The 18,901-nt window shown below is 73.9% G+C and carries 20 protein-coding genes; 11 read left to right on the forward strand and 9 right to left on the reverse strand.

What is annotated here, in order from left to right; translation table 11 throughout:
- Positions 1 to 25 precede the first annotated feature (25 nt).
- Positions 26 to 649: a TRIC cation channel family protein gene (locus BJ983_RS29055; protein WP_179797000.1), complete on the forward strand. Its 624-nt coding sequence runs from the start codon at positions 26 to 28 to the stop codon at positions 647 to 649.
- Between the two features lie 28 nt (positions 650 to 677).
- Here BJ983_RS29055 and ybiA read toward each other — a convergent pair whose 3' ends face one another.
- Positions 678 to 1,139, reverse strand: coding sequence for a riboflavin biosynthesis intermediates N-glycosidase (gene ybiA / locus BJ983_RS29060; RefSeq protein WP_218890537.1), 462 nt, complete (start codon positions 1,137 to 1,139; stop codon positions 678 to 680).
- A 235-nt stretch (positions 1,140 to 1,374) separates the two neighbouring features.
- On the opposite strand from ybiA, the gene BJ983_RS29065 reads away from it, so the two are divergent.
- Both BJ983_RS29065 and BJ983_RS29070 read left to right on the forward strand, forming a co-directional pair.
- Positions 1,375 to 1,977, forward strand: coding sequence for a TetR/AcrR family transcriptional regulator (locus BJ983_RS29065; RefSeq protein WP_218890538.1), 603 nt, complete (start codon positions 1,375 to 1,377; stop codon positions 1,975 to 1,977).
- A 59-nt stretch (positions 1,978 to 2,036) separates the two neighbouring features.
- Positions 2,037 to 2,243, forward strand: coding sequence for a hypothetical protein (locus BJ983_RS29070; protein ID WP_179797001.1), 207 nt, complete (start codon positions 2,037 to 2,039; stop codon positions 2,241 to 2,243).
- A 49-nt stretch (positions 2,244 to 2,292) separates the two neighbouring features.
- On the opposite strand, the gene BJ983_RS29075 is transcribed toward BJ983_RS29070, so the two are convergent.
- Together BJ983_RS29075 and BJ983_RS29080 are read right to left on the reverse strand one after the other, a co-directional pair.
- On the reverse strand, positions 2,293 to 2,739 hold the full coding sequence (locus tag BJ983_RS29075; RefSeq protein WP_179797002.1) for a cupin domain-containing protein: 447 nt from the start codon (positions 2,737 to 2,739) through the stop codon (positions 2,293 to 2,295).
- A 45-nt stretch (positions 2,740 to 2,784) separates the two neighbouring features.
- Positions 2,785 to 3,192 carry a MerR family transcriptional regulator gene (locus BJ983_RS29080; RefSeq protein WP_179797003.1) on the reverse strand — a complete coding sequence of 136 codons (408 nt, stop codon included), beginning with the start codon at positions 3,190 to 3,192 and terminating at the stop codon, positions 2,785 to 2,787.
- 111 nt (positions 3,193 to 3,303) lie between these two features.
- Here BJ983_RS29080 and BJ983_RS29085 point away from each other — a divergent pair, with 111 nt between their 5' ends.
- The 3 genes from BJ983_RS29085 to BJ983_RS29095 all read left to right on the forward strand — a co-directional run bounded on the left by BJ983_RS29085 (position 3,304) and on the right by BJ983_RS29095 (position 6,064).
- Positions 3,304 to 4,806, forward strand: a complete 1,503-nt coding sequence (locus BJ983_RS29085) for a SulP family inorganic anion transporter (RefSeq protein ID WP_179797004.1) — start codon at positions 3,304 to 3,306, stop codon at positions 4,804 to 4,806.
- A gap of 14 nt (positions 4,807 to 4,820) precedes the next feature.
- Positions 4,821 to 5,156, forward strand: coding sequence for a hypothetical protein (locus BJ983_RS29090; RefSeq protein ID WP_179797005.1), 336 nt, complete (start codon positions 4,821 to 4,823; stop codon positions 5,154 to 5,156).
- 71 nt (positions 5,157 to 5,227) lie between these two features.
- Positions 5,228 to 6,064, forward strand: a complete 837-nt coding sequence (locus BJ983_RS29095) for a CHASE3 domain-containing protein (RefSeq protein ID WP_179797006.1) — start codon at positions 5,228 to 5,230, stop codon at positions 6,062 to 6,064.
- A gap of 32 nt (positions 6,065 to 6,096) precedes the next feature.
- Here BJ983_RS29095 and BJ983_RS29100 read toward each other — a convergent pair whose 3' ends face one another.
- Entirely contained in the window at positions 6,097 to 7,500 is a 1,404-nt protein-coding gene (locus BJ983_RS29100; protein ID WP_179797007.1) for a mycothione reductase, read from the reverse strand.
- Between the two features lie 85 nt (positions 7,501 to 7,585).
- Between BJ983_RS29100 and BJ983_RS29105 the strand changes: the two genes are divergently transcribed.
- Entirely contained in the window at positions 7,586 to 9,592 is a 2,007-nt protein-coding gene (locus BJ983_RS29105) for an FAD-dependent oxidoreductase (protein WP_179797008.1), read from the forward strand.
- Positions 9,593 to 9,652: 60 nt separating this feature from the next.
- Here the strand turns inward: BJ983_RS29105 and BJ983_RS29110 are convergent, their stop codons facing one another.
- Both BJ983_RS29110 and BJ983_RS29115 read right to left on the reverse strand, forming a co-directional pair.
- Positions 9,653 to 10,237 carry an NAD(P)H-dependent oxidoreductase gene (locus tag BJ983_RS29110; protein ID WP_179797009.1) on the reverse strand — a complete coding sequence of 195 codons (585 nt, stop codon included), beginning with the start codon at positions 10,235 to 10,237 and terminating at the stop codon, positions 9,653 to 9,655.
- A 92-nt stretch (positions 10,238 to 10,329) separates the two neighbouring features.
- Positions 10,330 to 11,247, reverse strand: a complete 918-nt coding sequence (locus tag BJ983_RS29115; RefSeq protein ID WP_179797010.1) for a LysR family transcriptional regulator — start codon at positions 11,245 to 11,247, stop codon at positions 10,330 to 10,332.
- A gap of 74 nt (positions 11,248 to 11,321) precedes the next feature.
- On the opposite strand from BJ983_RS29115, the gene BJ983_RS29120 reads away from it, so the two are divergent.
- Positions 11,322 to 12,194, forward strand: a complete 873-nt coding sequence (locus tag BJ983_RS29120) for a formylglycine-generating enzyme family protein (RefSeq protein ID WP_343054410.1) — start codon at positions 11,322 to 11,324, stop codon at positions 12,192 to 12,194.
- A gap of 32 nt (positions 12,195 to 12,226) precedes the next feature.
- Here the strand turns inward: BJ983_RS29120 and BJ983_RS29125 are convergent, their stop codons facing one another.
- The 3 genes from BJ983_RS29125 to BJ983_RS29135 all read right to left on the reverse strand — a co-directional run bounded on the left by BJ983_RS29125 (position 12,227) and on the right by BJ983_RS29135 (position 15,929).
- On the reverse strand, positions 12,227 to 14,578 hold the full coding sequence (locus BJ983_RS29125) for an arylsulfatase (RefSeq protein WP_343054411.1): 2,352 nt from the start codon (positions 14,576 to 14,578) through the stop codon (positions 12,227 to 12,229).
- 173 nt (positions 14,579 to 14,751) lie between these two features.
- Positions 14,752 to 15,348, reverse strand: coding sequence for a hypothetical protein (locus tag BJ983_RS29130; protein ID WP_179797011.1), 597 nt, complete (start codon positions 15,346 to 15,348; stop codon positions 14,752 to 14,754).
- Between the two features lie 83 nt (positions 15,349 to 15,431).
- Positions 15,432 to 15,929, reverse strand: a complete 498-nt coding sequence (locus BJ983_RS29135; RefSeq protein WP_179797012.1) for a MarR family transcriptional regulator — start codon at positions 15,927 to 15,929, stop codon at positions 15,432 to 15,434.
- A gap of 99 nt (positions 15,930 to 16,028) precedes the next feature.
- Here BJ983_RS29135 and BJ983_RS29140 point away from each other — a divergent pair, with 99 nt between their 5' ends.
- The 3 genes from BJ983_RS29140 to BJ983_RS29150 all read left to right on the forward strand — a co-directional run bounded on the left by BJ983_RS29140 (position 16,029) and on the right by BJ983_RS29150 (position 18,890).
- Positions 16,029 to 16,967: an NADP-dependent oxidoreductase gene (locus BJ983_RS29140; RefSeq protein WP_179797013.1), complete on the forward strand. Its 939-nt coding sequence runs from the start codon at positions 16,029 to 16,031 to the stop codon at positions 16,965 to 16,967.
- Positions 16,968 to 17,073: 106 nt separating this feature from the next.
- The gene (locus BJ983_RS29145; protein WP_179797014.1) at positions 17,074 to 18,447 is read left to right on the forward strand and encodes a SpoIIE family protein phosphatase; all 1,374 of its coding nucleotides are present in this window, start codon (positions 17,074 to 17,076) and stop codon (positions 18,445 to 18,447) included.
- A gap of 116 nt (positions 18,448 to 18,563) precedes the next feature.
- The gene (locus BJ983_RS29150; RefSeq protein ID WP_343054412.1) at positions 18,564 to 18,890 is read left to right on the forward strand and encodes a hypothetical protein; all 327 of its coding nucleotides are present in this window, start codon (positions 18,564 to 18,566) and stop codon (positions 18,888 to 18,890) included.
- Positions 18,891 to 18,901 lie beyond the last annotated feature (11 nt).

Genomic DNA, 18,901 nt, shown 5'->3' on the forward strand with positions numbered 1-18,901 from the left:
GCACGGCCGACACAGGACTGCGTCCGTGACGACGGCGCTCGTCCTCGACCTCCTGGGCACCTTCGCCTTTGCGTTGAACGGGGCGTTGACGGCGGTCCGGGCCGCGCGGCTGGACATCGTCGGGGTCGTGGTGCTGGGCATGATCACCGCGCTGGGCGGCGGCATCCTCCGCGACATCCTGCTGGGGGCGCTCCCGCCGGCGACGTTCAGCGACTGGCGCTACCTCGTCGTCGCTGCGGCCGGTGGGCTGGTGGCCTTCGCCCTGAGCCGTCAGCTCGAACGGCTCGCGCGGTCGATCACGGTCTTCGACGCCCTGGGCCTGAGTCTCTTCGCGGTGACCGGGGCCGCCCGCGCGGTCGAGCTCGGCGCGGGCGTCGGGCAGGCGGTGCTCCTGGGCACGATCACCGCGGTCGGGGGCGGCACCCTGCGCGACGTGCTCGTGCGCCGGGTGCCGAGCGTGCTGTCGAGCGAGCTGTACGCGATCCCCGCCCTGGTCGGGGCCGCGTTCGTCGTGATCCCGGCCCGCTTCGGGGCCGGTGGCCTGCTCTGGGTGTTCGTCGGCGCCGGGGCCTGCCTGGTGATCCGGCTGCTCGGCGTGGGGTTCCGGATCGATGCGCCGCGGCCACCCGGGGGTGGCTCCGCCCCGTGAGTAGTCATCCGTGCCGGGGCACGGATTACTACTCACGGGCGCGGAGCGCACCCCGTCGTTCCATCAGCAGGACGCCCAACAGGTTGCGGCCGCGCCCGTCGCTGACGCCCCACAGCTGGTCGCCCCAGTCGTTGCCCTCGATCAGGGTGGCCTCGCCGGTCGCGAGCAGGAACCGCCCGGCCTCGGAGTCGGGCGTGAACTTCGCGGCGAGCGCGCGGCGCATCACGTCCGTCCGGCGGTCGCGCCAGTCGGGGACCAGGTCGACCTCGCGGCCGAGCCGTTTCGCCTCGTCCGGGGTCGCCGCGTCCCGGATGCAGTCGTGGTCCTCCGCGGAGACGGCCTTCATCGCCTGGAAGTAGTGCTCGACGGTCGCATAGCGGTGGCCGTCGATGTCCATCGGGTGCTCCGCGAAGTTCGACAGCGTCCAGGTCGGGCCGCGGAACTCGGCCACCATGTCGGTGAGCACGATGGGCGCGTCGTCGTCGGTCACGGCGTGAGCCTGCCACGGCGTCCGGTCGCCGCGAGGTGTCCATGAGGCAGGCCCGAGGGCCGAGCAGCCTGCCTGGTGTGCACCTCGGCGCGGGGGTGGGCCGTGCGGTCGTCCCGAGGGCGACATGGTGCAGGCCAGATGGCCCAACTCCGTGCCTGGTGTGCACCTCGCCGCGCGGGAACCGCCGTCGGAGGGGACATCAGGGCATAACCTCGACCGCGTCGAGGGAGGCACGATGCCGAAGACTCAGGACCGCGTCGGGTCGACCCGGGACCGCATGGTGGACAGCGCCGCCGTCCTGCTGCGCGAGTACGGCACGGCCGCCACCACCATCGACGCCGTCCTCGCCCACAGCAGCGCCCCGCGCGGCTCGGTCTACCACCACTTCCCGGGCGGGCGGCGCGAACTCCTCGCCGCCGCGGTGACCCGCGCGGGCGACTCCGTCTCGACGCTGCTGCACGACTACGCGGACACCGCCGACTCCCCGTCGGCGCTCCTGCGGCGCTTCGCCTCGCTGTGGCGGTCCCGGCTCGTCGCCACCGACCACCGGGCGGGCTGCCCGCTGGTGGCCGTCGCGGTCGACCACCCCGCCGACGAGCCCGAGCTCCTCGACCTGGTCCGCTCGATCACCGACCGCTGGACCGCCGAACTCCGCGCCGGCCTCCTCGCCCAGGGGGTCCCCGACACCCGGGCGTCCGCGCTCGCCGCGCTGGTGCTCGCGTCGATCGAGGGCGCGATCGTGCTGTGCCGGGTGGAGGGCAGCGCGGCCCCGCTCGACGCGGTCGTCGCCGAGCTGCAGCCGCTCCTCGACGGGGCCGCACGCGATACATCACCGTGACCGCCGTCGGGTACAGCCGCAACGGGCACGGACCCGCCGTGCCACGTTGAGGGAGGACCATGGCAGGCATCGCGGACAAGGTCGACAAGGCCTGGGAGTCCAAGGACATCAACGAGATCGCCGACGCCCCGGTCGAGGCGCTGCAGGGCGTCTCCGAGGCCGACGCGCAGCACCTCAAGGACGCCTTCAACATCAAGACCGTGCGCGACCTGGGCACCAACAAGTACTTCCTCTGGGCCCAGGGGATCGCCAAGCTCGCGGAGTGAGCCCCTTCCCGACGGCGGGTCCGCGGACCCGCCGTCGGGACCTCCGGGTCTAGGACTCCAGCGGCGTGAGCGCGGGCAGGTTGACGACGATGGCCTCCTGCGTGGTGCGGGAGATGACCACGACCGCCGGGTGCTCCGGGTCGGGGTTCTCCTCGCGGTGGGGCACCCACGGCGGGACGTAGACGTAGTCGCCGGGCTCGGTCTGGAGCACGACCTCGCCCTCGCCGTCGTGGAAGACGAACCGCGGGCGGCCGGACACGACGTAGATCGAGGTCTCGGACTCGCCGTGGTGGTGGTCCGACGACGCGGTGTCGGGGGCGACGTGGGTCTCGCCGGTCCACAGCGCCGACGACCCGACGGACTTCCCGCTGACCGCCTCGAGGCGGCGCATCCCGCCGGACTGCGCGGTGTCGCCGGTCAGCTCGGCCGAGCGCACGAGGTGGACCCGGGTGTGCGGCGGGCGGTCGGGCAGGTCGGGGTGGAACGGCTCGGACACGCGTCGGCTCCTGCGGTGCGGTGGGACCCTCGGGCGTCGGTGAAGTTACGGCACGTCCGCCGCGCCCGGCAGGCGTGACGGCGACCCGAGCAGGTCCGCGAACTCCTCGGCGCGACGCAGCCGTTCGCGCAGCGCCCCCACCTTCTCCTGCACCGCCGCGCGGTGTCCCGCGATGCGGGCGGTCAGCGCGGCACCGCGCTCCGGCGTCGGGTCCGCGGCGAGCTCCGCGACCGCGTCGAGCAGGTCCCGCATCTGCTCCAGGGAGAAGTCGAGCGGCTTCATCCGCATGATCAGCCGGAGCTGGGTGACGTTGTCCTCCGAGTAGAGCCGGAAGCCGCCGGGGGAGCGACCCGCCGGCACGACGAGCCCGACCTCCTCGTAGTAGCGGATCGTCCGCAGGGACAGGCCGATGCGCTCGGCCACGGTGCCGATCTGCATCAGGTCCTCGCGCATCGTCGGCCACTGTACGAGGGCTCACAACGGGGTGAACTCACAGACGCCCGATCTCGACTCTCACGTCACCGTAGAGTTGGCGGCGTCTCCGCTCCCCCTCGGAAAGTGCCGATGTCGTCTCCTGTCTCCGTCCGTCCTCCCCTGCGCGACCGGTGGGCGGCCTGGCGCCCGCCCACGGTGCGCCGGGTCCGCACCGAGGTCCTCGCGGGCCTCGTCGTGGCGCTCGCGCTCATCCCCGAGGCCATCTCGTTCTCGATCATCGCCGGGGTCGACCCGCGGGTCGGGCTGTTCGCCTCGTTCACGATGGCCGTCACCATCGCCGTGGTGGGCGGTCGGCCGGCGATGATCTCGGCGGCGACCGGTGCCGTGGCGCTCGTGATCGCGCCGCTGGTCCGCCAGCACGGCGTCGAGTACCTGTTCGCGACGGTGATCCTGGCCGGGGTCATCCAGGTCGTGCTCGCGCTCTGCGGCGTCGCCCGGCTGATGCGGTTCCTGCCCCGCATGGTGATGGTCGGGTTCGTCAACGCCCTGGCGATCCTGATCTTCGTCGCGCAGCTGCCCTACCTCGTCGGCGTCCCGTGGCCGGTGTACGCCCTGGCCGCGGCCGGGCTCGTCGTCATGAACGTGCTCCCGCGGGTGACCACCGCGGTGCCGGCCCCGCTCGTCGCGATCGTGGTGCTCACCGTGGTGACCCTCGGCTTCGGGATCGCCGTCCCCACGGTCGGCGACCAGGGCGCGCTGCCGGACAGCCTCCCGGTGCTCGGCCTCCCCGCCGTCCCGTTCACGGGCACCACGCTGGCGATCATCGCGCCCTACGCGTTCGGCATGGCGCTGGTCGGGCTCATGGAGTCGCTCATGACGGCGAAGCTGGTCGACTCGATCACCGACACCCACTCCGACAAGACGCGCGAGTCCTGGGGTCAGGGCGTGGCCAACGTCGTCACCGGCTTCTTCGGGGGCATGGGCGGCTGCGCCATGATCGGCCAGACGATGATCAACGTCCGGTCCGGCGCCCGGACCCGGATGTCGACCTTCCTCGCCGGGCTCTTCCTGCTGGTCCTCGTCGTGGCCCTCGGCGACGTCGTCGCCCGCATCCCGATGGCGGCGCTGGTCGCGGTGATGGTGATGGTCGCCGTCGGCACGTTCGACTGGCACAGCGTGGCGCCCGCGACCCTGCGTCGGATGCCGTGGAGCGAGCTCGCCGTCATGGCCGCGACGGTCGTCGTCACGGTCACCACGGACAATCTGGCCATCGGTGTCGTGGTGGGGGTGCTCGTCGCCTCTGTGCTGTTCGCCCGCCGCGTGGCGCACCTCGTCGAGGTCGACGGTGTCCTCGACGCGGCGGGGACCACGAAGACCTACCGGGTACGCGGTCAGCTGTTCTTCGCGTCCAGCAACGACCTGACGTTCCGGTTCGCGTACGCGGACGACCCGGCGCGGGTGGTCATCGATCTCTCCGAGGCCCACGTGTGGGACGCCTCGACGGTCGCCGCGCTCGACGCGATCACCACGAAGTACGCCGCCCGCGGCACGGAGGTCGCCATCACGGGACTGAATCCCGACAGCAAGCAGCGGCACGACGCGCTGGCGGGCACCCTCACGGCAGGTCACTGACGACGGGAGGGTTCATGGAGGCCGCCGCCACGCTGCGGACCGCCGCGCGTCTGCTCGAGGAACTGCGGGAGCGCACCCCGGGCGGCGAGTGGGAGGTCGCGGGACTCCTCGCGACGCGGCCGGAGATCGTCGCCCGGCACGACGACGGGACGAGCGAGCACGTCGCCGAGGTCCGGGCCCGGAGCTCGGCGTGGATCTCCGGCCTGGCCCCCTCGCTGGCCGATCCCCTCGTGCGGTGGCTGCGGACGACGGCGGACGCGGTCGACGCGGGCCGCGCGCCGGCCGAGGTCGCCGGGGCGGCGGCGGACTTCGCGGCTGCCGTCACCGACCGGCTGGACCGCCGGCGGTAGGGCATGACCCGCCGTCGGGAAAGGCTGTTTGTCGACACGACCGGCCGGGACCGGTGTCGTACTGTCCGGGCGTGGCCCGAGGCGCCGGACTCCTGAGCGCCCTCGTCGGGCCACCGATGCGGGCGTGGGAGCGCGTCCCGATCCGGGTGCAGGGGCGGATCACCGTCGCGCTCCCGCTCGTGGCGGTCGTGATCTCGGCGGTGCTGGCGCTCAACGGCAACCTGACGCGGGTCGCGATCGAGACCGACATCCAGCGGAAGTTCGAGATGACCGCGGCCCTCGGCAACGTCTCGTCGCTGATGGTCAACGCCGAGACGGGGATGCGGGGCTTCCTGCTGACCGGGCAGGGCGAGTTCCTCCAGCCCTTCGCCCAGGCGACGCAGCAACTGCCGTCCGCGTTCGCGGAGCTGACGGCGCTCGCGGGCGACGAGCCCGGGCAGGAGCCGCGCACGGAGATGTTCGGGCGCCTGCGGGATCTGGAGACGCTGACCGGTCAGCAGATGGCCGACCTGTCCTTCCAGCAGCAGTTCGTGACGGGCGGCGGCAGCCCGGCCGACCCCGAGATCCGTCGGCACCTGGAGTACGGCAAGGGGCTGATGGACCGGATCCGCGCCGAGGTGGCCGACTTCCAGGGCCAGGAGCGGGCCCTGCTCGACGACCGGATCGCCGAGATCAACGCGATCCGGGTGCGCGACTACGTGTCGGTCGCCCTCGCGCTGGTCGCCGCGCTCGCGACGCGGTTCCTCGCCTGGTTCCTCTTCCGGCGCGGCATCCTGCGTCGGGTCGAGCGCCTGACGACGTGCCTGCGCGGGAAGCGCGAGGGCACGCCGGCGGAGCTGCCCGAGCCGACCAAGCGCGACCAGATGGGGCAGCTCGAGCGGGAGGTGCACCAGGTGCTGCGCAGGTGAGCACTCAGAGGGCCTATCACCCCACTGAGTGCTCACCTGCGCGGAGCGCACCCCGGCTTCGCGTCCGCGGTGGCCGAGAGCTGCCGCAGGGCGTTGTCGACGACCTCGGTGAGCGCGGGGTGGATCCAGTACGGCCGGCCGGACAGGGCGGCGGCGTCGATGTCGAAGGTCATCGCCATCGCGAGCGGCTGGATCAGCGTCGGGGCCTCCGGGCCGAGGATGTGGGCGCCGAGGATCCGCCCGGTGCCGCGTTCGGCGAGCACCTTGCAGAAGCCGGTCTCGTCCTCCATGGCCCAGCCGTAGGCGACGTCGGAGAAGTCCACCTGCGCCACCTCGTAGTCCAGGCCCTCGTCGCGGCACTGCGCCTCGGTGCGCCCGACCGTGCCGATCTGCGGGCTGGTGAACACCGCGGCCGGGACGAGGTCGTGGTCGACCTCGCGGAGGTCGTCGGGGTGCAGGAGGTTGTGGGTGACCACCTCGGCCTCGCGGTTGGCCACGTGCTTGAGCTGCACCGGGGAGCTGACGTCCCCGAGCGCCCAGACGCCGTCCACCGAGGTGCGTCCGGCGGCGTCGACGGCGACCCGCCCGTCGTCGTGGGTCTCGAGGCCGGCCGCGTCGACGTCGAGGGAGTCGCCGTTCGGGGTGCGGCCGATGACGACGAGGAGGGTGTCGGCCTCGATCACCGTGTCGTCGTCGAGCCGGAGCCGGAGCGCCCCCGGCGCACCCTCGACCGCGGTGACCTCGTGACCGAGGTGGAGCTCGTAGCGCTCGCGGGCGATCTCGGTGAACGCCGCCGAGATCGACTCGTCCTGCGGGCCGAGGAGCTCCTCCGCCATGTCGATCATGACGATCTCGCTGCCGGCCGAGTGGAACACGTGGGCGAGCTCCGCGGCGATGTACCCGCCGCCGAGTACCGCCAGGCGACGGGGGAGCTGGTCCAGCCGCATGACCGTGTCGGAGGTGTGGAAGGGCAGGCCCGACTCCTGCACCGGCGGTGGCACGACCGGGCGGGCGCCCGCCGCGATCACGATGCGGTCGGCCTCGATCTCGGCGGACCCGCCGTCGTGCAGGTCGACGACGAGGGTGTGCGGGCCGGTGAACCTGGCCTCGCCCGCGTAGACCGTGACGTCGCTGTCCTCGCGTCCCTTGCGGCCCTCGGCGGCGATCGGGTCGAGCCGGCCGAACACGCGGTCGCGCAGCGCGGGCCAGGCGATGCCGTCGAGCTGGGCACCGACGTCCCACGTGGCGGAGTCGCGGACCGTGTCGGCGACCTCGGCGGTGTAGGCGAACATCTTCGTGGGGATGCAGCCCCGGTTCAGGCACGTCCCGCCGAACTCCGTCGCCTCCACGATCGCGACGTCGAGGTCCGCGAACTCGTCGGAGACCACCATGTTGCCTGAGCCCGAGCCGATCACCACGAGATCATGTCGTCGCACGGCGTCACCGTAAGTCGCCTTCAGTACAGCTCGCGCGTTCAAGCCGAGATGAGCGGAACCCGCGGTCCCGGATATCGTCGCCGCCGTGGCGTACCCCCTGCTCACGACGCCGGTGCGGATCGGCCCGGTGCAGCTGCGCCACCGGGTGGTCATGGGCTCGATGCACACCGGGTTCGAGGAACGGCCGGGCGGTCACCGGCGGCTGGCGGCCCTCTACGCCGAGCGGGTCCGCGGTGGCGCCGACCTGGTCGTCACCGGCGGTCTCGCCCCGGACGCGCGTGGGCGCCTGCACCCGCTCGCGGCGACGCTCACCCACCACCGGCAGCTCCACGGGCACCGCCGGGTCACCGACGCGGTGCACGCCGAGGGCGGCCACGTCCTGCTGCAGCTGCTGCACGCCGGGCGCTACGCGTTCCACCCGCTCGCGGTCTCGGCGTCCCGCCGGAAGGCGCCGATCGCGCCGTTCGCCCCGTGGCGGCTCACCCACCGCGGCGTCGTCCGGGCGGTCGAGTCCTTCGCCCGGGCGGCCGGGCTCGCGCGGGAGGCGGGCTACGACGGCGTCGAGGTCATGGGCTCCGAGGGTTATCTGGTCAACCAGTTCCTCGCGCCCGCGACCAACGACCGGGACGACGCCTGGGGCGGCTCGCCGGCGGCGCGACGACGGTTCGCGCTGGCCGTGGTGTCCCGGGTGCGGGAGGCGCTCGGCCCCGACGCCGTGCTCTCCTACCGCATCTCGCTGGCCGACCTGGTCGCCGACGGGCAGACGTGGGACGAGGTCGTCACCCTCGCCCGCGGCGTCGAGGCGGCGGGCGCGGACCTGCTGAACAGCGGGGTCGGCTGGCACGAGTCCCGCGTGCCGACGATCGTCACGTCGGTGCCCCGGGCGGCGTTCGCCGACCTCACGGGGCGCCTCCGCCCGCACGTGGGCGTGCCGGTGGTCGCCTCGAACCGCATCAGCACGCCCGCCGACGCCGAGGCGGTGCTGGCCCGCGGCGACGCCGACCTCGTGTCGATGGCGCGCCCGTTCCTCGCCGACCCGGAGTGGGTGGCCAAGGCGGCGTCCGACCGGGCCGACGAGATCAACGTCTGCATCGGCTGCAACCAGGCCTGCCTGGACCGGACGTTCGCGCTGCGCAGCGTCAGCTGCCTGGTCAACCCGCGGGCCGGTCGGGAGACCACGCTGACCCTCACCCCGGTCCGACGCCCGCGGCCGGTCGCCGTCGTCGGGGCGGGCCCGGCCGGTCTGGCCGCCGCGGCGGGCCTCGCCGACCGCGGGCACCAGGTGACGCTCTACGAGGCCCGCGACCACCTCGGCGGGCAGTTCGACCTCGCCCGGCGCATCCCGGGCAAGGAGGAGTTCGCCGAGACGATCCGGTACTTCACCGGACGGCTCGAACGGGCGGGGGTGGAGGTGCGGCTCGCGACGAGCCCCGGCGCGGCCGAGCTGGCCGGGTTCGCGGACGTCGTGGTCGCCACCGGTGTCCGCCCGCGGCGGCCCGCGATCCCCGGCATCGAGCACCCGAGCGTGCTCACCTACGACGAGGCGCTGCGCGACCCCGGACGTCTGGGGGCGCGGGTCGCGGTGATCGGCGCGGGCGGGGTCGGCGTCGACGTGGCCACCTTCCTCACGCAGCACCCCGCGCCGGACCTCGCGGCGTGGCGGGCGGAGTGGGGTGTGGCCGCCGACGGCGGGCTCGTCGCGGCCGCCCCCGCGCCGCCGGCGCGTCAGGTCCACCTCGTCCAGCGGAAGCGCACGCGCGTCGGTGCGGACCTCGGCACGACGACGGGGTGGGTCCACCGCGCGACGCTGCGCGCGAAGGACGTCGAGACGGTCACCGGTGCGCAGTACGAACGCATCGACGACGACGGCCTCCACCTGCGCGTCGGCGACCGCCCGCGCCTCCTGGCCGTCGACACCGTCGTGGTGTGCGCCGGGCAGGAGCCCGTCCGCGACCTGGTGGACGAGCTCGCGGGCCGGTCCGTCCGCACCCACGTCATCGGCGGCGCCGACGTCGCGGCCGAACTCGACGCCGAGCGCGCGATCAGGCAGGGGACGGAGCTGGCGGCCCGGCTGGGCGGCAGGCGCGGATGAGCCCGACGGACCTCGGCGCGGCCGCCGTCGGGGGACGAGGACCGGGAGCGGTCGGGACGTTCAGGACTCCGCGGCCGACCGGCGGGGGATGTCGGGCGCGGCGGGCCCGGCGACGACGGGCATGTGGCGGGCGAAGGTGACCACCGCGTCCGCGAGGTCGTGCAGTCGTCCCCGCACGCCGTCGTCGGTCAGCTCGCCGCCGGAGAAGTGCGTGTTGTTCGCGTACACGGCCCCGGGGACGGCCCAGGCGCGGAAGAAACCGACCAGCGGCTTGAGCTCGTGCTCGAGGGCGAGGAAGTGGTGGTCCGTGCCGCCGGTGGCGACGAGCCCGATGGGCTTGCCCGCCAGCGCGTCGTTGGGCAGCACGTCGAAGAGGTTCTTCAACCGGCCCGTGTAGCCGCCGCGGTACATCGGCGTGCCCACCAGCAGCGCGTCCGCGGCGACCACCCGGTCGATCGCGTCCCGCGTCGCGCCGGTGTAGTCGGCCGGGTCCCGCCCGTCGCTGAACACGAGTTCCTGCTCGCGCAGGTCGAACAGGTCGGTGTGCACGTCCTCGTGCTCCCCGCCCCGGGCGAGCGCGACCGAGAGCGCCAGCACCGTCTTCGACGGCGAGGACGGGCTCCCCGAGATCGCCAGCAGTTCCACGACGTGTCCCTCCCGCGGACCCCGACGTGGGCCGCGTGTCGATGATCCCCGGGAGGACGCGGTCGGGCCGCGTGGGATTCAGGACGTGGGACTCAGCCCATCGCCACCAGGCCCCGGTCGACGGCGGCCCGCCCGAAGGCCTCCACCGTCGCGCGGACGCTCGGGCGGTCGTCGGCGTGCGGGAGGTGGGCGAGCACGATCGTGCGCAGCAGCGGCCGCCGGAGCGGGACCACGTCGATCCCTGACGCCGGGAGGAACGCGCGGCCGAGGTCGCTGGCGAGCGTGACCCCGAGCCCCGCGGCGACCATCGCGAGCGCCGTGGCGAGCCCGTCCACCCGGTGGCGCACCTCCGGCTCGAACCCGGCCCGGCGGCAGGCGGTGCGCACGGCCCGGCCGTAGTAGCTCTCGGCCCCGGAGATCACCCAGGTCTCCCCGGCCAGGGCGGCGAGGTCGGTGCCCGGCCGGTACGCGGTGCCCGCCGGCGCCGCGAGGTGGATGCGGTCCTGGCCCAGCGGGACCATCGTGAGGCCGGGCGCCCAGGGCTCCGGGGCGTCCGGGTAGTCCAGGAGCAGGGCGAGGTCGAGGTGCCCGTGCCGCACGTCGAGCACCGCCTGGTCGGGGTCGGTCTCCAGGCTCTCCAGCGTGATCCCGGGGTGGTGGGCGGCGAGGTCGGCGATGACGGCGGGCAGCAGGGCCGCCGCCGCGGCGGCGAAGACGCCCACCGACAGCCGCGCCGAGAGGTGCTGGCGGGCGCCCTCGACGGCGGCGACGGCGCGCTGCTCGGCGGCGAGCAGGAACTCGGCCTGCTCGACGAGGACCCGGCCGACCTCGGTGAGCCGCACCCCTCGACCCACGCGCTCGATCACCGGGGTGCCGACCTCGACGCCGAGTGCCTCGACCTGCTGCGACACCGCGGACGGCGAGTAGTGCAGGGCCGCGGCGGCGGCGTTCACCCCGCCGCGGCGGGCGACCTCGCGGAGCGTCCGCAGGCGGCGCAGCGACAGTTCCATGCGCTCCATCTCAACAGTTCCGTGCAGATCTGTCCGCTGGCGCCGAACGGTGGGTCGGAGTAGAGCTGGTGATCATGACGACGCGTCCGCCCCGTGGCCAGGTCCTCGTCCCCGGCGGTTCCTTCGCCATGGGCGACCACCACGGCGACGGCGACCCCGCCGACGGGGAACGCCCGGTCCACCGCGTGACCCTGTCGTCCTTCCTCATCGACGCCACGGCGGTGACCAACGCGGCCTTCGCCCGCTTCGTCAAGGAGACCGGCTACGTCACCGACGCGGAGCGGTGGGGCTCCTCCGGTGTCTTCCACCTGGCCTTCACCGGCGACCGGTCCGACGTGCTCTCCAGCGTCGAGGGCGCGCCGTGGTGGCTCGCCGTGCGCGAGGCCTGCTGGCGCCGCCCCGAGGGACCCGGGTCGTCCATCGGCGACCGCGCGAACCACCCGGTCGTCCACGTCTCCTGGAACGACGCGCAGGCCTGGTGCGCGTGGGCCGGGAAGCGGCTCCCCACGGAGGCGGAGTGGGAGTACGCCGCACGCGGCGGGCTCGCGGGCGCCCGGTTCCCGTGGGGCGACGAACTCGGCCGCCGCTGGGCCCTCAACATCTGGCAGGGCCGGTTCCCCACCGAGAACACGCGCGAGGACGGGTTCCTGACAACGGCGCCGGTCAAGACCTACCGCCCCAACGGCCACGGCCTCTGGCAGACCGTCGGCAACGTGTGGGAGTGGTGCGCCGACCGCTTCGCCGCCGACTGGTACGCCCGCTCGCCCGAGCAGGACCCGGTGGGCCCGGAGGAGGGCGACGCGCGGGTGATGCGCGGTGGGTCGTACCTCTGTCACGACTCCTACTGCAACCGTTATCGGGTCGCGGCCCGGACCTCGAACACCCCGGAGTCGAGCTCGGGCAACCTCGGCTTCCGGTGCGTAGGTGAGCAGAAAGTGGGGCCATAGCCCCACTTTCTGCTCACGCGCGCGCAGCGCACCTAGTGCGACGCCATGACCCGGCGGTGCAGGCCCTCCACGTCCGGGTCCGTCGCGCGTCCCGACCCGGGCAGCAGGTCGACGCGCACGGTGTGGACGGTGCCGGTGAACGCGTTGTCGCCGGCCGCGTAGTCCTCGGTGACCGGGGTGCCGAGGTCGACGCCCACGTCGAAGGTCTCGTCGAAGGAGAAGTAGTACGGGATCGTCGCGTCCACCCGCACCGACCCGACGTCGTGGGAGTCGACCCGCAGCGTGGCCGTCCCGCCGCGGCCGACGCCTCCGCCGTCGTAGGCGAAGTCCATCCGCAGCTCGTGGCGCCCCGGCGTCAGGGGGACCGCGGAGCGCACGGTGTACCGGCGCAGCCCGAAGAGGTTGTAGACGTAGCAGGCGCGCCCGCCGGAGACGTAGAGCGACCAGCCCCCGAAGCGCCCGCCCTGGGCGACCACGACGCCCTCCGCCCCGCCCGCGGGCACGTCGATGTCGGCGACGACGGCGTGCGAGCGGTTCTTGACGTTCGGCACGGTCTCCTCGATCAGCCGACGCACCGTGCCCCGGTAGGTCACCGACCTCCGGTCGCCGACGAGGTCGAACCGGCCCGCGAGCTGCGGGTTCTCCCGTTCGGTCACCCGGTCGTCGAGGGGGAGGACGTGGTTCTGCACCGCCTCGGCGTGGAACATCGCCTGCAGGCGCGCGAGCGTCGCGGGGTGCTCGGCGGCCACGTCGTGCGCCTGGCTCGGGTCGGTGGTCGTGTCGTAGAGCTCCCAGACGTCGTCGGCGAAGCTCCGACCCGCCGTCGGGACCATCTCCCACGGCGTGCCGTGCCGGGTCACGGCGGTCCACCCCTCGTGGTAGATGCCGCGGTTGCCGCACATCTCGAAGTACTGGGTGCGCCGGCGGTCCGCTGCCCCCGGATCGGCGAACGTGTACTGCATGCTCGTCCCGTCGACCGGCTGCTGCTCGACGCCGTCGACGCTGGTCGGAGGGGTGATGCCCGCGCACTCCAGGATCGTCGGGAGCACGTCGATGACGTGGTGGAACTGATGGCGCAGGCCGCCCGCGTCGGTGATGCCGCTTGGCCAGTGCACCACCAGACCGTCGCGGGTGCCGCCGAGGTGCGACGCCACCTGCTTCGTCCACTGGTAGGGCGTGTTCATCGCGAGCGCCCACCCGACCGGGGCGATGGGGTAGCTCTCCGGTCCGCCGATCTCGTCGAGGTGGGTGAGCATCTCGCCCGGGTCGTCGACGAGGCCGTGCCCGAGCCGGTGCTCGACGTGCGTGCCCTCGATCCCGCCCTCGCCGGAGGCCCCGTTGTCGCCGAGCAGGTAGAGGAACACGGTGTCCTCGAGCTCGCCGAGCTCGGAGAGGGCGTCGACGAAGCGCCCGAGCTGGACGTCCGCGTGCTCGGTGAACCCGGCGAAGGTCTCCATGAACCGGGCGCCGAGCGCGCGGCGGGTCGGGTCGAGGGAGTCCCAGTGCGGCACGGAGTCCGGCCAGGGGGAGAGCTCGGTGTGCTCCGGGACCACGCCCAGCGCCTTCTGTCGGGCGAGCGTGGTCTCGCGGAGCTCGTCCCACCCGCCGTCGAACTCGCCGCGGTAGCGCTCCTGCCACTCCGGGGCGACGTGCAGCGGGGCGTGCGAGGCGCCGAAGGCGAGGTAGGTGAAGAACGGGCGGTCGGGCGTCATCGTGCGCTGCGTGCGCACCCAGTCGACGGCGTGGTCGACCAGGTCCTCTGACAGGTGGTAGCCGTCCTCGGGACGTCGGGAGGGCTCCACCGGCTTCGTGCCCTCGAACAGCAGCGGGTACCAGTGGTTCATCTCGCAGGCCATGAAGCCGTAGAAGTGGTCGAAGCCCTCGCCGGTCGGCCAGCGGTCGAACGGCCCGACCGGGCTGATCTCCGACGGCGGGGTCTGGTGCCACTTCCCGAACGCCGCGGTGCTGTAGCCGTTGCCCTGCAGGGTGCGCGCGAGCGTCGCCGCGCTCCGCGGGCGCACCCCGGTGTAGCCCGGGGCGGAGGTCGCCATCTCGGTGGTGGCGCCCATCCCGACGGCGTGGTGGTTGCGACCGGTCATCAGCGCCTGCCGGGTCGGCGAGCACAGCGCCGTGACGTGGAAGCGGGTGTACCGCAGCCCGCCGTCGGCCAGCCGCTCCGCCGTCGGCATCCGGCACGGCCCGCCGTAGGCGCTGGAGCTGCCGAACCCGAGGTCGTCGAGCACCACGACGACGACGTTCGGCGCGCCCGAGGGCGCACGCGTCGGCCCCGTCGGTTCGAACACCCCGTCGTGCTCGTCGATCCCGATGGCCGTGACCACCGGCTTGGCGGGCTCCGGCTCCGGCAGCACCCGACGACCACTCACGAGAACGTCTCCTCATTGCACGGGCACGCGTCGACTCCACGTGCGGGACAGGGACCGCGCAGCTCGACGGGACGACGGTGTCCCGGGGCGCGGTGCCTCCAGCCTCGTCGAGCGGATCGTTCACGTCCAGCGGACGTTCGCGCACGATGTCGTTCAGCAGCAGCGCACGGTCGTCAGGACCGGCCCAGAAAGACCTGGCGGCGCGGCCACGGGCCCGGGCACGGCGGGTCCTCGGCTCGGATCTCGGCGGCGCGCGACACGAGCCAGCCGGGTTCGAGGACCTCGCAGGGCGACCACGACGTCGGGCCCCAGGTCAGGCCGCAGCGCTCGGTGGTGGTCGCGACGAGACGGTCGAGCGTGCCGCGCAGCACGTCGGTGGCGGCCGTCGCGGCGAGCGCGTCGAGGTCGACGGGATGGGCCTCCCGGCCGTCGCGGGTCGTCTGCCCCACGAAGAAGTGCACGTGCGGGCGGAGGCCGTTGGTGCGCGGGACGCGCTCCTCGACGATGTGGGTGATCCTCAACCGCGCGGTGTCGGCCACGTCGGGCCCGGTCACCGCCGCCATCGCGGCCTGCAGGTGCCGGGCGGTCTCGCGGGCCTCGTCGACGAAGACCGCGCGCAGGACGGCGACGTCGGCGGCGTGCCCGGTCGACTCGAGCATCGTCATGTAGACCGCGAGCGAGAGCGGCATCGACAGCGTCAGGTCGAGCGCGTCGTCCGGCGGGAATCCCGTGACCTGGTCGAAGAGCGGCGCGGGGTGCGGAAGCACCACGGCGACCACCCCCTCGTGTCGGCCCCTGGAACGGTACGGCGGCCCGGGCGTGCCCGCCGGACGATCGTGGTCGGTGACGGTCGTCAGGGCCGCGTGCGGCGCGGTGTCGCCGAGCGGGGCGGCGCCGCGCGCATGTGGTCGCGCACCGGCGTGAGCAGGTCGGTGAGGGTCCGGGCGTCGTCCTGGGAGAGCCGGTCGAACAGCAGTCGCTCGACGACGGCCTCGTGACCGGGCAGCACGGCGTCCACCAGGGCGCGCCCGGCGTCGGTGATCGCGATGGTGACGCCGCGCTCGTCGTCGGGAGTCCGATTCCGGACGACGAGCCCGGCCTTCTCCAGCAGCCCCGCCTGGTAGGTCAGTCCGCTGCGGCTGAAGACGATCGCGTCGGCGAGGTCGGTCATGCGTCGGCTGCCGGCGGGGGAGAGCTGGAGCCGCCGCAGGATCTGGAAGCGCACGAAGGTCAGGTCGCCGTCGGCCTGCAGCTGCTGCTCGATGGCGTGGCGCAGCAGGCCGGACACCTCGATCAGCGCGAAGTAGGCGCCGAGCCGGACCGGGTCGACGTCGTGCTGCGGCTCGGACACGCGTCGAGTGTCACCTTGCTTCGAGTTCGAAGCAACTCTAGGGTCGTCCATGTGCTTCGAGTTCGAAGCGCTGTGGGACGACGAGGAGCGAGGCGCGCGATGAAGGCAGTGCGGTTCCACGAGTACGGCGGCCCCGAGGTGCTGCGTTACGAGGACGTGGAGCAGCCCGTCCCCGGGGCCGGTCAGGTCCGCGTGCGCGTGGCGGGGACGTCGTTCAACCCGGTCGACGACGGCATCCGCGGCGGCTACCTGCAGGGCCCGTTCCCGGTGGCGCTCCCGCACGTGCCCGGCATCGACGTCGCGGGCACGGTCGACGCGCTCGGGGACGGCGTCGAGGGTCTGCGGGTCGGCGACGAGGTGGTGGGCTTCCTGCCGATGGTGGACGACGGGGCGTCCGCGGAGTTCGTCGTGACCCCGGCCGAGGTCCTCACCGCCGCGCCCCGCGGCCTCCCGCTGGCCGACGCGGCGGCCCTGCCGGAGGTGGGGCTGACCGCCCGTCAGGCCGTGGTCGAGGACGCGGCCGTGCGCGCCGGTCAGCGCGTGCTGGTCAACGGCGCCGGCGGGGCCGTCGGCGGCTACGCCGTGCAGCTCGCGAAGCGCGCCGGGGCCCACGTCGTGGCCACCGGCAGCCCACGCAGCGCCGGGCGCCTGCGCGCGCTCGGGGCCGACGAGGTCGTCGACCACACCGCGGGTGCCGTGGCCGACGCCGTGACCGAACCCGTCGACGTCCTGCTCAACCTGGCACGGCTGACCCCCGAGGCGTTCCGGGCGCTCGTCGGTCGGGTGCGCGACGGCGGCGTCGTGGTGAACACCGTGCCCGCGTCCCCGGCCCCGGCCGACGAGGCCCGCGGGGTGCGGGCGGTGGAACTCTTCGTCCGCAACGACGCCGCGGCGCTGGCCGAGCTGGTGGGTCTCGTCGAGCGGGGCGAGCTGACCGTCGACGTCGACCGACGGGTGCCGCTGGCCGAGCTCGCCGGCGTCCACGCCGAGGCCGACGCGGGCACCCTGCGCGGGAAGGTCGTCGTCGTCCCGGAGTGAGGGGTCAGGCCGCCGTCGCCCGTGGATCGTCTCGACGGGCGACGTGACCCGCCCCGATGTCCACTTCACGCCGGATCGACGGCCCCGGATCCGTAGGCTGGCCGCCGTGGACAGCGGGACGACGCCGGGGCACGGCCGCAGCGGTGCGATCGCCTCGACGACCCGTGTCGAGGCGGTGGCCGCCACCGGGCTCCTGGACACCGAGCCCGAGGAGTCCTTCGACCGGCTGACCCGGCTCGCCGCCGCCCTGCTGGACGCCCCGATGGTGTTCGTGACGCTGGTCGACGAGCGCCGGTCGTACTGGAAGAGCACCACCGGTCTGGACGCCGGACCGCCCGAGCACCGGCAGAACCTCGTCGAGGAGTCGTTCTGCCGCTTCGTGGTGGAGGCCGACGCCGAGCAGGTCGTCACCGACACGCGCGCCGACCCCCGCACGCGCGGAATGGCCGCCGTGGGCGTCCTGGACATCGGCGCGTGGGTGGGCCTCCCCATCCGCTCGCAGGACGGCGAGGTGCTCGGGACGTTCTGCGCGATGGACACGCGCGCGCGGGAGTGGGGCGCGCAGGACCTGGACGTGCTCCGCACGCTCGCCCAGGCGGCGGGCGGGGAGATCGCGCTGCGGGTCGCACTGCGGCAGACCCAGCTCGCCTACGCCGAGGCCGCCAGGCACGCCGCCAACGCCGAGCACCACGCGGCGGTGGCCGAGCACAACGCCCGGCGGGCCGAGCAGAGCGCGGCCGAGGCCACCGAACTGGCCGAGACCCTGCAGCAGTCGCTGCTCCCGGCGGACGCCCCGCGCATCCCGGGCATGGAGGTCGCCGCCCGGTACCGGCCCGGCGGACGGGGCGCCGAGGTGCTCGGGGACTTCTACGACGTCTTTCCCGTGTCCGGGGGCTGGGGCGTCGTGATCGGCGACGTCTGCGGCAAGGGCGCGTGGGCGGCGCGCACCACGGCGCTCGCCCGGTCCACCGTGCGCGCGATGGGACACACCGAGGACAGCCCGGAGGCGGTGCTGCGGGCGCTGAACGAGGTGCTGCACGTCTGGTTCAGCGAGCGCCGCAGCTTCGTCACCGCCACGTACGCCACGCTCACCGCCCGGTCCGGGGAGGGGCTGGACGTGGTGGTGGTCAACGGCGGGCATCCGCCGTCGTTCGTGCTGCGGGCCGACGGCGAGGTCGTGCGGCTGCGGGAGGGCGGGCGGGCGCTGGGCATCCGTGCCGACGCCCGCGTCGCCCGTCAGGAGACCGCCCTGTTCCCGGGCGACAGCCTCGTCTTCTACACCGACGGCATCACCGAGTCGCGGGTGACCGGCGGCGAGCAGTTCGGGGAGGACGGTGTCGCGCGCACGCTGGCCGGCCTGCCGTCCGCGCCGGGCGCCGAGACCGTCGCCGACGCCCTCGCCAGCGCAGCCCTGGAGCACGCCGGTGGCGCCGTTCTCGACGACACGGCGGTCATCGTCGTGCGCAGCCCGGCGGGCTGACGCCCCGACCGTTCCCGGCGTCAGACTTCCGCCGGGCGCCCGCGACGAGGCCGACACCGCTTCGGGGCTTGCGCGCGGCGCCGTCGGTGAAGAGGGTCGGGGCCGTGAATCAGCACGTGACCAAGTTGGAACTCGACGACCTCGGCCTCGCCGCAGGTCTTCCCCGGCCCTCGGGGAACCAGGACCGCATCGAGGACGTGCCCTACCGCGCGGTCGAGTTCTGCGACGACGAACTGCCGGACGCCCTGGAGCGCTGTGCCGGCTGGCTGCGCGAGACGGAGAACTGGCTCGGCGAGGCCGTCGACGTCATCGCCATCCACCTCGACTACGACGACGCCCAGGGCTCGCCCTACTTCAAGGTCAAGGTCCTGTGCAACGAGGAGGACCTCGCAGGGGCGCCGCTCGCGGCGCGGGAGGACACGGTCCGGCGCACGGCGGGCTGATCCCCGGCCGG

The organism is Actinomycetospora corticicola (assembly GCF_013409505.1).
In the GTDB taxonomy this organism is placed as follows: domain Bacteria; phylum Actinomycetota; class Actinomycetes; order Mycobacteriales; family Pseudonocardiaceae; genus Actinomycetospora; species Actinomycetospora corticicola.

Bases quoted from the DNA above. Each gene is read 5' to 3' on its own strand.
- BJ983_RS29065 (WP_218890538.1), top strand. From the start codon at position 1,375: ATGCCGAAGACTCAGGACCGCGTCGGGTCGACCCGGGACCGCATGGTG.
- BJ983_RS29070 (WP_179797001.1), top strand. From the start codon at position 2,037: ATGGCAGGCATCGCGGACAAGGTCGACAAGGCCTGGGAGTCCAAGGAC.
- BJ983_RS29080 (WP_179797003.1), bottom strand. From the start codon at position 3,192: ATGCGCGAGGACCTGATGCAGATCGGCACCGTGGCCGAGCGCATCGGC.
- BJ983_RS29085 (WP_179797004.1), top strand. From the start codon at position 3,304: ATGTCGTCTCCTGTCTCCGTCCGTCCTCCCCTGCGCGACCGGTGGGCG.
- BJ983_RS29090 (WP_179797005.1), top strand. From the start codon at position 4,821: ATGGAGGCCGCCGCCACGCTGCGGACCGCCGCGCGTCTGCTCGAGGAA.
- BJ983_RS29115 (WP_179797010.1), bottom strand. From the start codon at position 11,247: ATGGAACTGTCGCTGCGCCGCCTGCGGACGCTCCGCGAGGTCGCCCGC.
- BJ983_RS29120 (WP_343054410.1), top strand. From the start codon at position 11,322: ATGACGACGCGTCCGCCCCGTGGCCAGGTCCTCGTCCCCGGCGGTTCC.
- BJ983_RS29140 (WP_179797013.1), top strand. From the start codon at position 16,029: ATGAAGGCAGTGCGGTTCCACGAGTACGGCGGCCCCGAGGTGCTGCGT.